The sequence below is a fragment of the Aquabacterium sp. NJ1 genome (genome assembly GCF_000768065.1).
In the GTDB taxonomy this organism is placed as follows: Bacteria; Pseudomonadota; Gammaproteobacteria; order Burkholderiales; family Burkholderiaceae_C; genus Aquabacterium.
Genome location: NZ_JRKM01000001.1, coordinates 128,118 through 142,522, shown reverse-complemented (window position 1 = coordinate 142,522; position 14,405 = coordinate 128,118). Strand labels below are relative to the sequence as shown.

At 58.9% G+C, this 14,405-nt stretch carries 11 protein-coding genes; 5 read left to right on the top strand and 6 right to left on the bottom strand.

The features are described 5' to 3' along the window. Positions 1 to 111: 111 nt before the first annotated feature. Genes JY96_RS00685 through JY96_RS21835 form a run of 5 tightly spaced genes read right to left on the bottom strand, consistent with a single transcriptional unit; the run spans position 112 to position 9,922 of the window. On the bottom strand, positions 112 to 1,887 hold the full coding sequence (locus JY96_RS00685; protein ID WP_035034080.1) for an AIPR family protein: 1,776 nt from the start codon (positions 1,885 to 1,887) through the stop codon (positions 112 to 114). Positions 1,888 to 1,889: 2 nt separating this feature from the next. Then, a complete protein-coding gene (locus tag JY96_RS00680; protein ID WP_235333810.1) occupies positions 1,890 to 2,873 on the bottom strand; it encodes a PD-(D/E)XK motif protein in 984 nt (327 codons plus the stop codon). Between the two features lie 10 nt (positions 2,874 to 2,883). Further along, complete coding sequence (locus JY96_RS00675; RefSeq protein WP_035034075.1) at positions 2,884 to 5,796, bottom strand: Z1 domain-containing protein; 2,913 nt, start codon at positions 5,794 to 5,796, stop codon at positions 2,884 to 2,886. Beyond that, entirely contained in the window at positions 5,793 to 7,286 is a 1,494-nt protein-coding gene (locus JY96_RS00670; RefSeq protein ID WP_200883417.1) for an ATP-binding protein, read from the bottom strand. Before JY96_RS00670 ends, JY96_RS00675 begins: the two co-directional genes overlap by 4 nt. Then, positions 7,283 to 9,922, bottom strand: a complete 2,640-nt coding sequence (locus JY96_RS21835; protein WP_081960929.1) for a sigma-70 family RNA polymerase sigma factor — start codon at positions 9,920 to 9,922, stop codon at positions 7,283 to 7,285. The genes JY96_RS00670 and JY96_RS21835 overlap by 4 nt, the downstream gene beginning before the upstream one ends. Positions 9,923 to 11,150: 1,228 nt before the next feature. Between JY96_RS21835 and JY96_RS00655 the strand changes: the two genes are divergently transcribed. The 3 genes from JY96_RS00655 to JY96_RS00645 all read left to right on the top strand — a co-directional run bounded on the left by JY96_RS00655 (position 11,151) and on the right by JY96_RS00645 (position 12,807). Beyond that, a complete protein-coding gene (locus tag JY96_RS00655) occupies positions 11,151 to 11,657 on the top strand; it encodes a hypothetical protein (RefSeq protein WP_035034072.1) in 507 nt (168 codons plus the stop codon). Between the two features lie 173 nt (positions 11,658 to 11,830). Next, positions 11,831 to 12,061 (top strand): hypothetical protein, encoded by a 231-nt coding sequence (locus tag JY96_RS00650; protein WP_052161999.1) that lies wholly within the window; start codon positions 11,831 to 11,833, stop codon positions 12,059 to 12,061. 74 nt (positions 12,062 to 12,135) lie between these two features. Next, a complete protein-coding gene (locus JY96_RS00645; protein ID WP_035034070.1) occupies positions 12,136 to 12,807 on the top strand; it encodes a hypothetical protein in 672 nt (223 codons plus the stop codon). A 25-nt stretch (positions 12,808 to 12,832) separates the two neighbouring features. On the opposite strand, the gene JY96_RS00640 is transcribed toward JY96_RS00645, so the two are convergent. Next, entirely contained in the window at positions 12,833 to 13,048 is a 216-nt protein-coding gene (locus tag JY96_RS00640) for a hypothetical protein (protein WP_035040598.1), read from the bottom strand. Between the two features lie 390 nt (positions 13,049 to 13,438). On the opposite strand from JY96_RS00640, the gene JY96_RS00635 reads away from it, so the two are divergent. Both JY96_RS00635 and JY96_RS00630 read left to right on the top strand, forming a co-directional pair. Beyond that, positions 13,439 to 14,020 (top strand): RadC family protein, encoded by a 582-nt coding sequence (locus JY96_RS00635; RefSeq protein WP_035040588.1) that lies wholly within the window; start codon positions 13,439 to 13,441, stop codon positions 14,018 to 14,020. A gap of 60 nt (positions 14,021 to 14,080) precedes the next feature. Continuing rightward, the gene (locus JY96_RS00630) at positions 14,081 to 14,386 is read left to right on the top strand and encodes a hypothetical protein (RefSeq protein WP_052161998.1); all 306 of its coding nucleotides are present in this window, start codon (positions 14,081 to 14,083) and stop codon (positions 14,384 to 14,386) included. The last annotated feature ends 19 nt before the right edge of the window (positions 14,387 to 14,405 follow it).

Here is a 14,405-nt window from a genome sequence, read left to right as displayed (position 1 = left end):
AAAATTATGCCCGACTCAATGTGCGGCGTAGGTAGGGGGACATGGCACATGCCTGGATGGCCAGCGAGATGAATGATGATGCTGGTCGCGGAGGGAGTCAGGCAACGCACCTCAGCTACCCCGAATTTCCGGTATGTTCGCTGCAGGACTCGAATAACTCGCGCCCATCACGGCTTCCTTGCATTCAGGCCGCTTTGCCCACTCCGAGACCATCTTTCCGCCGGAGGACGAGTGCAGCACATCATTGACTTCCTTGGCCCACACGGCGATTTGTGCAAGCAGTTCAGGCGAGACCGCCTGCTTGGCCCATATCCGGTCAAGGTCAATGCGATCACCAAGTTGCTGAGCAAGAAGCGATACCGTGTAAGCAGTAACGTTCGCTTGGAAAGCAGGAAACATCGGCCGCAAAAGCTTTTGCGCGTCCCGGTAAATCTTGGTCTTTGCGATCATCGCCTTGAAATCGGCGACCGTCGGCAGCGGCGCTTCCATGCCATCCAGCGGAGTGAGCCCGGCCATGAACTTGTCGAAGTTCTTTTGCGAGCCCAGACTCACGATGTCCGGCTTCCTGTCCCAGGCCGTGATGTATTTAGCCAAGTCAGTTTTGGTGATCCTTCGAGCTGTTGGGATAGCGTCCTTCAACACCTTGAGCTTGCTAGGCGTGGTTCCTTCGCGGACCAGTAGCGTGTTGTAGCTTCCGGCGGCACGCTCGTAGAACCATTGACCCACGCCATCAGGGCAATAGACAGAACGTGAGAGCTTCTCAATCTCGACATGGAACGGCTTGTTGGCCGACAGATCGGACTGTCTCACCGCATTTTGGCTGTTTGCGAATCGCGAGATATCAGAGACGAGTGCCTCTTCCTTTGCCGAATCCTGGGCTCGCATGACGATGATCTTGGCTGGCACGCGCACCCGACTCAGATCGATATCGGGGTACTTCTTCTTCGTAAAGTAAATCGAGGCGGTCGTCTGCCCCCCGTTGACGATTTGCAAACCCTTCAACCACGCAATCCCACTTGCCCCTTCATCAGATTTTCCCAAGCGCATTTCATCAGCGACGATCACGATGCCGTTGTTATAGGCCATGAACCGCTCGGGTGCCGATCGCAGCGTGTTCTGGATTCCTGCATTGACCCCTTTGCCCTTGACGCTCAAGAATGAACGGACGTTGGCCTCCAGGAGACGGGCGCCAAATTTTTCATACAGAAGTCGAAGGGCCTCTGCAGGGATCGCAGTCAACGCATAGTCGTAATCGTCGTTTTCGCCCGGGACGAAGACGCATGGCAATGGCAGACCGGATACTTCGACGAAATCGACGATCAGTTCATCACGCGGCTTACCTTCGGACCAATGTCGATGCAGTCGCTCGATGTCCATCACCTCAAGGCGCACCGCCTTGCCACCAATGTCCCGCGTTTTGAAGCTCTTGGACTTGGCGACGCGATCCGTGATGACATAGACGCGAATCTGCTCCAGGTCGTCGTAGATGGCCTGGAGCGTTTCGGCCAGCGAGCGCACATCGCTGGATGGATCCAGCTTCGGAGCCATCTTGCCCTCGGCACACAGTTGCAGAAAGCGCAGACATTGCTCGACAGCTTTCTGAGTGTCTGCGTCCGGAACGGGCGTCGGCACATCAACATTGGCGTAAAGGCTGACAAACAGGTCGAGCTGATCACTTTCCTCGGAGAGCGAATAGCCACTCAACCTCAAGTTCGCATTGCCAACCTTGCCCTCGAAATGACATTCGACAGGTTCAAACGTCATGCCGATTTCCGACATGTGCTCCATCACGATGGACGAAAAAACCAGCTCCTCATATAGGGCACCATCTCGCATCTGAGATCGAACAGCGGCCTGAGTCTCGCTCAGGAATTCAGGCAAATTCATATTCAGATCGCTCCCAGTTCTTTCAACGCACCCTCAGTCCCGACGTTCTCGCCAGGAACCTTGTCGAGGTCAATGTCATAGGTGGCCCTCATGATCCCTGCAGGAACCTTGCCTGAGGTCAAGCGAGGAAAATCATTCGTCACTTCGACGACACGCATTCCAGCATGCTCAAACCGCCGAGGATAGCGATCTGCATGTGAGTCGATGTAACCCGCAACAAGCAAACGCTCGGTAAACACCCTTTCTGCCTCCAGTTCGCCTTTTATTGCCTGACGCATCGCCTCGACAAACTCAGGTAGATTCTGACCGCCTGGGGTTTGCCTCAGTTTCACGCCAGCCATAAATAAAGGCTGACGTACCGCATCGTCCAACTGCTCAAGCGAACCAATCCTGGCGGGAAAGCTACTAGAAGAAAGCGTGGTCTTGACCTCCACAGCCCCAGTGCCGAGCTCGAAGTCCTGGAGACCATCCAGTGGTCCAACCCACGATTCAATAGCAGGCGCTGCGGGGACTCCAGCTTCAATGATGGCACGCAGCAGCGTGAGCTCGCCAATCAGGCCGATCTCGGACTCAGGGCTTAGGGCTTGGGTTCCTTTGCGCATGAACTCCTGCCAGGCCCCAACACGCCTGATGAAGACACGCACAAGCTTTCCCTCGTCGGCTCCGGTCGCCACCGCCTCGTCGAGAGCGCCGACAACATCGCATGCCATGGTTGCAAAAAGCTCAGTGCTGCCAGCGGTCTTTCGCGTCAGGGCGAGCCAGAGTCGGCCGTTGCCCTCAGGGTCCGCTCGTTCCACAGTGAACCCCTGGCCCTCCGGAAGCTTGTCGGCCACAGCCAGACGCACGGTCGGAAACCCCACCAGCACCGCCTCGGCATTGTCCGGTGAGCGCCGCCCAGCACGCACGTCCAGCGCCCCCGCAGAAGGTAGCGCGATGGCCTGCCAGCCTGGCTCGGTGTCGATGCCCGTGAGCGACGACCATGCCATGAGGAATTCGTTACTCGGACGGGCCATATTCCTGCATCCAATAGAGGAGGTTTACTTCGTATTCCACGCGAACGCCGTTCTCGCTCGACGGGAACGCGATGGCAAAGGCCATGATGGGCTTGTCCCAGCCAGGCACGATGAGGTTTTCAGGGAGCATCGCCTTGCCCTTGTAGTAGGGGGCAAGGGAGTAAAGCAGCAACAGGCCGCGATCGGCCTTGCCTCCAAGCCTGTCGCGCGACTCGCGGATGCCTTTGCCGCTGGGAATGGTTGGCAGATTGACTCGGCCGCGAGCGGGCTCGGGCTTCCACGCCGCGCGAGTGCGGGCCAGCGCATCACGCCAAACATCGTCATCGAGATCGATGCCCTCGTCCTTGGGATCGGTCAGCACGCCGATGGCGAACATGGCGGGATCCTTGATGCCCGGTGGGTCGGGGTCTTCGGTTTTGCGTGTCTGGAAGGACTTGACTTCGAAGTCGCCAGGGAAGACATGCGTTGCGCCAATCCCTTCGCCACCGGTTAAAAGCGCGATGCTCCATTGCTTCAATTTGCCAATGTCGATCATCTTGGTGATGAAGTCCGCGAGCACTCCCGCCTTGGCACTGGTGGCATTGGGGTGGGTCGCATAGGCGCTCAAGAATGCAAGCACATTCGAAGCATCGACATCTTTCCAAAGGCGAGCGCCTGACCAAGAGTCAGCATCGCCATCGCGTGGATACTTCGGCCCCGGCAAGAAATTCATGCCGAGGGAGGCTATCAACGCGTCGGTCGCGGCGAGGTTCGCCCCTTGGACTCTGGCGTCCCGGTGGAAGAGGATGGTTTGGGGCCGCGTACCGCTGTAAGTCAGGGACAGCGTCTGCGCGTTGCGCATCTTCAACGGCGAGGTGACGGTGAGAATCTCGTGCGACATGACCTTGAGGCCGTATTGCTCTGGCGTGAGCTTCGCCTTCGCCATGAAGTCGAATTCTTCGCGCAGCTCCTCGGAGGCGTCTGCGATGTGGCCGAACCACTTCACCAAGTCCGGCGAGGTGTAGAGGCGGCAGAGGTCCAGGTATCCCGGTCGATAGCCGAACCAACGGCCCATCTGCATCAGCGTGTCGTACATCTTCGTCGTGCGGACGAAGTAGCTCACGCAAAGACCTTCAAGGGTCAGGCCCCGAGCGAGCTTATCGCCTCCGACGGCGATGACCTTGAGCGAGGCGCCGGGAGTTGCGTAATCCAATGCATCTTTGGCCGTTCCATTGATGGAGCGCACGACGATGTCATTCAGTACATCGGGCAGCTTCGCGACCACGTCATCCCACGAGGGCAGTTCGGGAGGACGCTCCACAGTTGAAGAGAGCTCGGCGACTTTGTCGCGCGTGGGGATGAAGTCTTCATCCCAGATCTCGCGCATTTGCATGAGCAACTCATCGGCGTCGCTGCCACGGGTGACCTTCTGCCGCATGCGGCGCACAGTTTCCTCGACCTGCTCGCGCACGTGGTCTTGCACCGCCACATATCGAGTGACGTGAATCAGCATGGAGCTGTGCTCGGCCCCTTGGCCTCGTAGTTCGCGCGCGGCGCAAACAAGCACGAAGGAATGGATGGCCTTGCGCAGGGACAGCGGTATCGCCTCATGCCCCCTGTAGACGGGGATGTGCGTCTTCTTGTGCTTGGGCGGCATCCATCCCACATCGGCTTCCGGGTCGTAATGGTCCAGGATGCTGCGTGACAGTGGGAGGGCTCCTACACGGCCATCCTTGGTCAACTTGCCAAACATACGGGCAGGGCCAACGTAATTCGACGGAGCGGCCAAATTGATGATGAAGGCCTTGGGGAAAAGATCTGGACCTTCCTTGGCTGTGGCTCCTTTGTGGTGAATGTAGATGTTGGCGAACGGAGTGGCCGTGTAGCCCACATAGGCCTTGCGCGTGAAGGAGTGAAGCAGTTGGCGGATCAAGCTGTTGATGGTTTTGGGCTGGTGCTCCTCGTCGGGCGTCCCATCGTCGTTGAACACCTGTTCGCCGGTATCCACCGAAGCGTTGTCGGCCTCGTCGTCGATCATCAGTAGCGGCAGCTTGGTGACGAACTTCCAATCAGGCATCGAGCTTGGGGTGTCGGCCACGCGCGCCTGAATCCATTTGAGAAGCTCTGTCAGCACGGTTTTTTGCTTCTTGACCACAAAGAGCCAAGGACGCTCTTCCGGGGAGATGCCATGAAAGTGCTTGGCGATGGATTTGCTGAAATCGCCGTTTTCCGCCCGCGTCGTTGCCGAGTTGGTTTTGAGGTCCTCGCCAAAACCGGCTACGCCGATGGCCGCACCCGCGTCGCGATCTGCCGTTGTCTCATAGCCCAGGAAGCCTTCTTCAAGGCGCATCTGGGTCTGCGAACGCAGGTTGTTGTGCATGCCCGCCAGCACGATGATGATCTTGTAGCCAGCGTCTGCGGCCTTGTTGATCAAGCCCGTGTAGTTGCTGGTCTTGCCGGACTGCACATGTCCGACAACGAGACCGCGACGATCCCAGGCATCTGTCCGCAGCGGGTCTTCGAGAAGTCCGAGAATGTCGTCTGTCGCTTCGTCAAGGCCATCGACGACCACATCGGACAGCTTGGACTCTTGGTAGTCACGATATCGGCGCCAGTAATGCCAGTCCTTCTTGCGAGTGGCGGTGAGCCAATCGAAGTGCCCGGTGTTGTCCTTGAGGGTAGTGGCCTTGCCCATCCGGTGGCTGAATCGTTGAATCAGGGTGGCAACCGCCTTGGCCTCATCCAATGGCACTGGCGGATCGCTCGCAAACATCGCGGCGGCCAGACTTACCTTTTCAGCGATGTAGGACGGCGTGATCTTTGACGAATCCTTCTCAGCCTTCACAAGCCGCTGCGCCGTGGCGATGACATCTTCGAGCAACTGCGCCTGCACTGCTGCCTCTTCTGCTGCAATCATTTTTCACTCCCTAGTTTTGCGACAAGCGCGGGATATTTTTGGAACGGTTCCGTGCGCGCCATCGACTTGCGCGCCTCCTCGATGCTCAGACCCTTGCGTTCGATCAGATCATCGAAGAGCACCTGAGCGACCTCGATCACGGCCGCATTGGGTTCACCCTCGAACCCCGTTCGTGGCGTCTCCTTGTTTTCTGCTGTATCCAGCCAGATGCGCTGCACTGGGACGGTCTCCTCGATGACTCGAAGCATCGCCCTCACCAGTGGCTGCAACTCCCCGACATTGGCAAGAACTGCAGCGACGGAAGCGTGCTTCTCGTCAATCCGATATCGCATCCCGGCCTTGACACGATCAATCCGCCAAACCTGCTCGACCGGTGTGTTGCCTTGCGCAGGCGTTGGCGTACCCCGATAGGCGAACACGTGCCGAGCCCGTTCGCGCGTGTTCTCGGCCAGAGACATCAGCCATGGCCTTAGTGAAATAGGTGGACGTGCAGTCGATTTTCGGACATCGATTTTCCAGTCCGCGTCGGCTGTGTTGGGAATGTCCAGGCGAATGCGAGCCAATCGGTGAGCCTCTTCCCTGTTCCATGCCCGCGAGTTGCCAAGACCAAGCCATCCGCCAGCAACCAGGAGTCGCTCGTTCCGGTAGACATAGAAGCCTTGCTGAGCCGTCCAACCCGCCGGGCCACCACTTGCTTCGAACTCGGCGTTGGTCAATTTGTCGCGATGAGGCAAGACATGGCACTGAACCGAGACCACCCCGTAATCGGTCGGATGATTGGTCGTTGGAGACGCCCAGGGCTTCGCAGGATGACCCGACATGAAGGGATCCCAAGGCGCGACAGGGCTGCCATTCAAGAGCAGCCGAAGCTTTGCGCGTGGCCCCTGAAGCAGTCGATGAAACACCATTGCCAAATGAGACTCGACGTTGTCGATGAGGTCGTGATAGTCGTCAGATGTATAGCCTGGGGTAACGACACGGTCCAGGGTTTCCCACAGAACCAGCGTTCCAGCCGTCTTACCCTTGAGGCTCGCGATGAACGGCTTCGACCCTGGCGCAGGCCCCTCGAACAGAAGCCAGCCGCTCTCCGGATTGGCGGCGAGTTCATCCAGGTCCCACCGAAGGCAACTTGCCGAGCCATCTTTTACGGTGGCAACCGTGAGCCTGCGGCATTGAGAAAAGGAGGCCGTCTTGAGGCCCATACCGAATCGCCCGAGATCGTGGGCGGCTCGTGCATCAAGCGGATTCTTATCCCCAAGGCGCATGGCGCTTTCGAGTTCACCATCATCCATACCGCGACCATCGTCCAGGACAGCAATCCGACTGTTCTGACCGTCCCAGGTAAAATCTACGTGAACCTCTCCTGCTCCAGCTGAAATGCTGTTGTCGATGACATCGGCAAGTGCGGCGGCCGTCGAATAGCCAAGCCCGCGCAGAGCTTCGAGCATCGCCATCGCGCGCGGTGGCGCATTGCGCGTTTTGGGTTTCATCTCCAATAGCCCTTTCCTGGCCAAAACTCGAACCCCATGGCAATCAGCTTTCGAACAAATCCACGAGAGCGCATATCGGGTGCCTCGGTGAGGTCCACCCATAGCCTTCCACTTCCTCCATCGCGGCCATCATCGACCGTGATCCCGGCATCGAGTAACTGATCGATCAATTTGTCGAGCGCGGATTGCCCGGTAGATTGTGGTCGACCGGGATCCACGCTCCGTTGCTTCGCCTGATTGGGTCGAGACGAGGCGCGTGCCTCCTGGCCTTCCGAAACAGCCCCTGGGTTGCCGTCCAACTCGTTATCAACGAGCTCGCCTTCGGCCACCATACCGAGATCGCGCTTCGGAAGTGGACTGCTGCTGAACTCGCGTCGCAGCCGCTCAATTCGGCCCGGGTGTTTAAGCTGGCGAATGGCCGCCGCCTCGAGTTGACGGATGCGCTCTCTCGTCACATTGAGTCGCAAGCCGATCTCTTCCAGCGTCATCGAATCCGGCACACCGATGCCGAAGCGCAAACGCAAGATGCGCTCGTCTTTCGCCTTGAGCGTTCCCAGCAGCCGATCAACGGAATTGATCAATTGCAGATCGGACACGATATCCATCGGATCGCGGGCAATGAACTCACCCTGTGCACCCACTGCGATTCGCGCATCCACATCCGGCTCATCATCAATTGGCAAAGGCTCTTGCGCTACACGGTTGAGCCCCGCAACCTTGTGCGCAGGCATGTCCACGCGCACCGCGACCTCATGAATCGTAGGAGCCCGCCCGACCTCCATTTCGAAGACATGTGTGGCTTGGGCAATGCGTTGAACCTTCTCGTAGATATGGACTGGCAAGCGAATGGTCTTGCTCTTGTCGGCGAGATGCCGGCCAACCTGCTGCCGAATCCACCAGGTAGCGTAGGTGGAAAACTTGAAGCCCCTGCGCCAGTCATATCGATCGACGGCCTTGATTAGCCCGATGTTCCCCTCCTGGACCAGATCGTCCAAAGGCTGTCCACTGAACAGATACTTCTTCGCGATGGAAAAGACGAGCTTCAAATTGGCAACGGTCATTTTGTCGCGTGACCGCCGATAACCCTTTATCGCCTGCGCGAACGCCATCGCTGGCCCCTGCTCGCCAGAGAGGCTGGAGTCAGCCAACTCCAGCAGAAAACCTCGGGTCAGGCCAAGTGCCTCAATCGCATTGCGGCATTCACGCCATTCAAGAGCGCTGCGAGATGAACTGACGGAAAGGCCGGACAGTCGCTCAGCATGTGCAAAAAAATCCGACGACTCGTCAATGGATTCATCCTCATGGGAGCCGGACTGCGAACCGTGCTCATCCTCTTCGTTGGGGTCTTCGGCCAGCAAGTCTGGCTCGGCATCGAATTTCCCATCTGCATGCACGTTGATGTCGTACGGCTCAACGCGCGGTCCAGCCGAAATCCAACGAAGCGGCTTCGCACCCGACATCACCATCCGCACCCCGTCAAGCACTACACCAATGCCAGAGGGCCATGAGGCCAGCACATCAAGCGCCGTCTCAATACCTCGCTCCATGGCCTGCCCGAGGGCCACTTCTCCCTCAGCCGAGAGAAGAGACTCGCGTTGAAACTCCCGTTGATAGATGCGCATGGGCTCATTGCGCCGTGCCGCCAGATCATCTATGAACGCCAGCGCATCCACAACGACTTCTTCTTCGTCCGCATTTTCAACAGGGGAGACAGCGACCTCAAAGTTTTCGTATGCTGACGAGTATTCGAATCGTTCATCAGTTTCTGCGCCAAGGTCATTGATCACCATGCGCAGAAGGGCCCCAGCTTCTTCACTAGGTACCCCGTCTCCATCAAACGACAGATCCTCAATCAACGAGTCCGGCACGCTACCTTCGCGAATGGCCCTAAGCAGCACAAGGCGGAGTTGCTCGCGCGCCTCCACATCTTCCGGGCGCAGAAGTGGAGACGCCCGCTCGGGCAGGTACGCATCAAAATCTTCCCAGTCGATGGATGTATCGATAGGCTGATGCTTGGAAATGGCCTGTTGAACTTCAAGTGCTGCCGCTAACAGCATAGGATCGCTTTCGGGTGGCGGCTGTACATCTTCAGCCTCCCACCCCGTCAGGTCGAAGGCAGCACCATCCTCATCGAAATCCGATGCCCATTCGATCATGGGCGACGACACCTCGGCGATGTCTCCCGCCGAATCCGAGTGGTTCAGGCTGGGAGGCTCAGGGACATCTTGACATTCAGGGCAAAGCGCGGATGGCTCACGACCCGCCTCAACCGAGCTTTCACTGAGCTCGGTCGTGGCGAGTTCGTCAAGATCCCCCCCTTCATTGGAGCGTTCCGCAGATGGAAAAGCCGCCTCAATGACAGCGACCGCTTCATACGCTGCAGCCGCCTGTGCAATATCGAGTGCTGTTTTCCCGGACGGATCAAGCAATCCAGCATCAGCACCGCAATGAATGAGTAGCTTGCAAACGGCAGCTTTGTTGCGGGCCGCTGACAACATGAGTGGCGTCAGGCCCTTTTCATCGCGTGCATTGAGGTCATCGCCTCGGTCGATATGAACCTGGACCGCGCTTTCGACTCCCGCCAAGACAGCCATTCTGAGGAACCGGTTCAAGGATGCAACGTCGCGAACAGCCATACCTGTCACAAATTCGCTCTTTCACGGAACACTGCAACGGCCACTTTCAGCAGCAGACTTGCCGGGCTGATAGTGGAGCGCGCGCAATGGGTCACTCCATTCCCCGATGAAACGGGGACAAGCAGCCGCCCCATCTACAAGCTAGCTGTAGCACACCGGCCACCGTGACAGGAAGACAAATTCGGACACTGTCATTCCATTGTTTCCCTGAAGTCATTGGAGTTTGTGTAAATCTTGTTTCAGGACATTCTACAGAGAGGTGGCACAGTTTTCTCGTTGCGCCACCTCAGTGGGGTGGCCTGGCAAACCCCATCTGCCTATTGGCAAAAATGGGAGGCAGAGACAAACCGCCACGGCCAAGCGCACCGCGTCTTCGCCGATTGACCATGGCGTCAATCAAAAGGCCGAAAAGCACCCTGGAGCAACGCCCACTTTGATGGTCATACTGCAATGGCTCCCTGTGGACATCGCGTTCACGAAGCCTTCAATGGAGATTTCGGTCTCCCTGAAGTCCAGCCATGCTGGCGTCGCAGTCGTGACCTGCCTTGTAGAAGCTGAGCCTCGGTTCAGCCTGGCCATGTCAATGGCCTTGTGCCTCGTTCAGCCCTCATGCTGAACACCGTGTCATCGGCGCACCTCACCGTGCTGCCACTGAGCCGCTTCACCCACCAGGGCTGAAGCATCCCAAGTTGGGGAACCATGTTCCCCATCGGGACGAGGCGTTCCCCTTCACACCCTGAAGGAGAACGTCATGAACGCATGCCCTCATGCGACAAGGGAAACGCGCGCCATCTGCGTGCTATTGGGGGGCTCCGGGCTTGCCCGCGAGTCCATGATTCGTCCTGCAGTGCTACCCGCACTGCTGAAGCCTGCGCTGCCTGCCTCACGACAGGTTGAACAGTTCGTGGCCTACCGTGCTGCCGCCTGAACCACTTGACCGTGGTCCAGCATCAGCACATCGATACCGTGGCGATTGACCTCGCCCGCAGTTCGGGTCGAACACGAAGCGAAGCGCTGACCTGCATGGTCTCGCCCGCCTTGTGCCCGCCCGCGTTCGCATCCCATTGAAGCCGAGCCCGATTGTCGGGAGCCCTCGACTTCATGGGATGTGAACCGTCTTTCATGTGCTTCAGCCATTCGGCTGTGCTGCACCTCCACGCAACCCATGGGGAGTCCACCGTCTCCCCGTCGGGATAGGTGTGCCCTCCTCCTTTCTGGAGTTCACACCATGAACCATGAAGTGTCCCGCGTTCGCCCAAAACGCACCTGTGTCGAGATTGAAGAGTCTCGCGCCTGGATGGGCTTTTACCGCCGAGTGGGCCAGGACCCCGTCATAGCCGCCGAAGTCATGGCCCAGTTGGAAGCTGATCCGCTGATGAAGCGTAACCACCTGGCCCTGTACCTGTGCTGCAAGCAGTCCCTGCGGACGCACAAAGCCACAGCCGCACGCAACAGGCGCATCGGTCAGTTCGTGCGTTGGCTGTTTCATGGCGTTTTTGTTGCGCCAGCTTTGGCACTTCGACAAGTGCTGCGCCAAGGCGGCGACATCGCCGTTGAATGCCTGCCACCCACGGCCAACGAACCGGCAGCACCCCAAGTCAAGCGCCTGAAGAAGGCGCCGGAGTTTGCCCAGGCTCAATCGTCGTTTGAGGCCAAAGCTCCTGAGCCCAAGGACGAGCCATCCGCGATGTCGAGCGAGTTGTCAAAGCCCAATGCTGTGCCTCACACAGCCTGATTCCCCGCACGGCGAGACCACCGCGTATTCACCGTGCCGGGCCCACCACCCTGGCCCAGCCCAGATCGACCAACGCGCATGCCCACCTCCAGGTGGTGCATGCCGCGTCCTCCCCCATTTCGCCAGCATCTGCCCTATAGGCAGTGCGGCACTCCCATGGAAGGAATTTCCTCATGACCACTGCAACCGACGCCTTGTGCGCCATCGAGAAGCGTGCCCACCGGGCCATCGTGCAGGAACTGCGCTTGCTGATCAAAGAAGTGCAGGCTCTTCAACCTCGCCTGGCAGGCGATGACAGCGCGCATGCCCATGCACTGTTGCTGAAGTTGGAGCACCTGCAACAAAGCCAGGTGGTGGACCGCGTCTGCGATCAGCCCCCCATCCGGTTGGCCGCGCAAGGCTGACACCAACCCAACACGCCTGCGGGGCCACGGCCCGAGCGGCGGTGCGTCCCCAGGCTTCCACAGAAGGAATCCTCATGGCCACCGTCACTCTCAACCTGGAGCAAAAGCTCTATGTCATCACGGAGCAATCAGGCCACAGTTGCTTTGGCTTTGACAATGCTCGCGATCATGCCAACCAGATCGCACAGCAACTCGACCAAAGCCACCTCGCCTTTGCGCCAGGCGACTACGCCACGCTGGCGGGCTATCAGAAATACCTGACGGCCACAGCCGCATGGGGCCGCTCCCCACTGAGTCAACGCACCTACTTTGCGCCCGGGACCTCCCCCAAAGCGGCCAAGGTGCTGGAGTCCTATCGCCGAACTGGCGAGAAGATCCGCCTGATACTTGGCGACCTCGCCACGGGTGAACCGTGGCTTGATGAGCATGGCGTGGTCGGCCGCATTGGTCGATCTGGCGGCATGCTCAAAATCCCCCTGCTGGTCGAGCCTGGCGAGTCAGGCGGCGGCGCTATCTTGAGCGACTGCATCCTGTGCCTGGTGGACTGGCAGACCGGCGACACACCGTATCGGCACCCAGCCTATCGCGAGGCCAATTTGAGCCTGTCGCCCAATGAATGCCCGGACCTGCCATGGGCCGTGAGGCGAGGCAGCGATGCCATCGCTTGTTTCGCGGACATCGGCAAGGCCGCCGCCTACCTGGCTTTCATGCGCGGTGCCACCATCGAGCCACGTGTCTTTGCTTGATGAACCACCAGGCGGTGTGCGGTTGCTACGCCGCTGAACGGCATTTCTGGTACTCCCGATCGATCAGCCAATGCAGAAACTGGGTGTCCCTGGAGACGCCCCAATAGTGCGCCTTGCATTGCGCGATGTAGGCATCCAGGTCAGCCAGCGTGCGGATGCCGACAGGCTCTAGGTCGGTGATCAGCTTGAAGCGCTCCGTCTCTCGCCGAGTGAGCCGGATGTGGGGGCCAAAACGGATCATGGTCGTGCTCGTGGCATGGGTTCGAGTCGCCATCTTGGCGAAATTTCAGGCCCATGTCACGGCTTTGGCCACCCACTGAAACAAGATTTCTGTACTGAACTTCAGGTGATATCCAGCTGTCACCCAGGCGTGCATTCCGCAACGCCCCGATTCCGCCGCCCCTTGTACATGGCATGCAGCGGTCAAGGCTTGAACGCTTCTCACCATCACGACAAACTGCCCATCGCTACCTGCATTCCATCGCGGAATGCGCTCCGACCCTGAGTCGGCGTCGCAGTCGTCACCTGCCTCATTGCCCGTGCTGTCCTCGCGTCAGCACATCCCGAGCGGGAACCTCCATCCCCTCGGGACAGGACGTTCCCGCTTTTCCTTTTTGTGAAGGAGAAATCCGTGAATGTCACCCACTTGTCCAGTGCCGAACTGGTCAGCGAGTTACTCGCCGCACCTGTGCGCCAAGCCCCACTCCCTTTGCCATGCGCCTGCGATGCTGCAGCGACATACCAGGCCTTTGAGCACGCTCCCCCCGACCTGGCCTACAAACTCAGCGTCGCACGCGAACTGCTGCTGCGCGACATGCGCGCCAAGATGCTGGAAGGCCCAGTCATGGCATCGCCCAAGATTGTGAAAGACTGGCTGAGCATGTACTGCGCCGGGCTGGAGCACGAAGTGTTCCTGGTGCTGTACCTCGACGCGCAGCAAGTCCTGATCGAGGCCGAAGAGCTGTTCCGGGGCACGCTGACCCAGACCTCGGTTTACCCGCGCGAAGTGGTTAAAAACGCGCTGGCCCACAACGCGGCGGCTGTGCTGTTGGCACACAACCACCCGAGCGGTCAATTGTCTCCGAGCAGTGCAGATGAGCTCTTGACCCAGACGTTGAAATCCTCTTTGATGATGGTGGATGTGCGCGTGCTCGATCACTTCATCGTGGGAGGTGACCGCGTCCTGTCTTTTGCGGAACAGGGTTTACTGTGAATACTCCCGCCACCCAAGCCCGCATGGCACAGCCTCATTCTTGCCACGAAGGAGTCCGCCTTGGATAACATCATCGCGACCAGATTGTTGGAACTGGTTGAGCCTCTCGCCGCCCTGTCGATCTGCCACCTGACGGCCACCACACGCCAAAAGTTGGCCAATGACAATCTGTCGGTCAATGTGTACCCGAACGACTATGGCGGTTTCGTCTACGTGGGCGCTCCACCCTACACGGTGCCCGCAGAGAGCGACATGGCCATGATCTTCGAAGCGGCCAGGTTGGCTGGCATCGTCTGGCTCAAATTCGACAGCGATGCGGCCATCGTGGACGGCCTGCCCATCTTCGAAGACACCGCCCCCCTGTGACCCCCAACCTGGGCGTCGC

Excerpts from the sequence above, each read along its gene's own strand:
- JY96_RS00685 (WP_035034080.1), bottom strand. The coding sequence starts at position 1,887 with ATGAATTTGCCTGAATTCCTGAGCGAGACTCAGGCCGCTGTTCGATCT.
- JY96_RS00680 (WP_235333810.1), bottom strand. The coding sequence starts at position 2,873 with ATGGCATGGTCGTCGCTCACGGGCATCGACACCGAGCCAGGCTGGCAG.
- JY96_RS00675 (WP_035034075.1), bottom strand. The coding sequence starts at position 5,796 with ATGATTGCAGCAGAAGAGGCAGCAGTGCAGGCGCAGTTGCTCGAAGAT.
- JY96_RS00670 (WP_200883417.1), bottom strand. The coding sequence starts at position 7,286 with ATGAAACCCAAAACGCGCAATGCGCCACCGCGCGCGATGGCGATGCTC.
- JY96_RS21835 (WP_081960929.1), bottom strand. The coding sequence starts at position 9,922 with ATGGCTGTTCGCGACGTTGCATCCTTGAACCGGTTCCTCAGAATGGCT.
- JY96_RS00655 (WP_035034072.1), top strand. The coding sequence starts at position 11,151 with ATGAACCATGAAGTGTCCCGCGTTCGCCCAAAACGCACCTGTGTCGAG.
- JY96_RS00650 (WP_052161999.1), top strand. The coding sequence starts at position 11,831 with ATGACCACTGCAACCGACGCCTTGTGCGCCATCGAGAAGCGTGCCCAC.
- JY96_RS00645 (WP_035034070.1), top strand. The coding sequence starts at position 12,136 with ATGGCCACCGTCACTCTCAACCTGGAGCAAAAGCTCTATGTCATCACG.
- JY96_RS00640 (WP_035040598.1), bottom strand. The coding sequence starts at position 13,048 with ATGATCCGTTTTGGCCCCCACATCCGGCTCACTCGGCGAGAGACGGAG.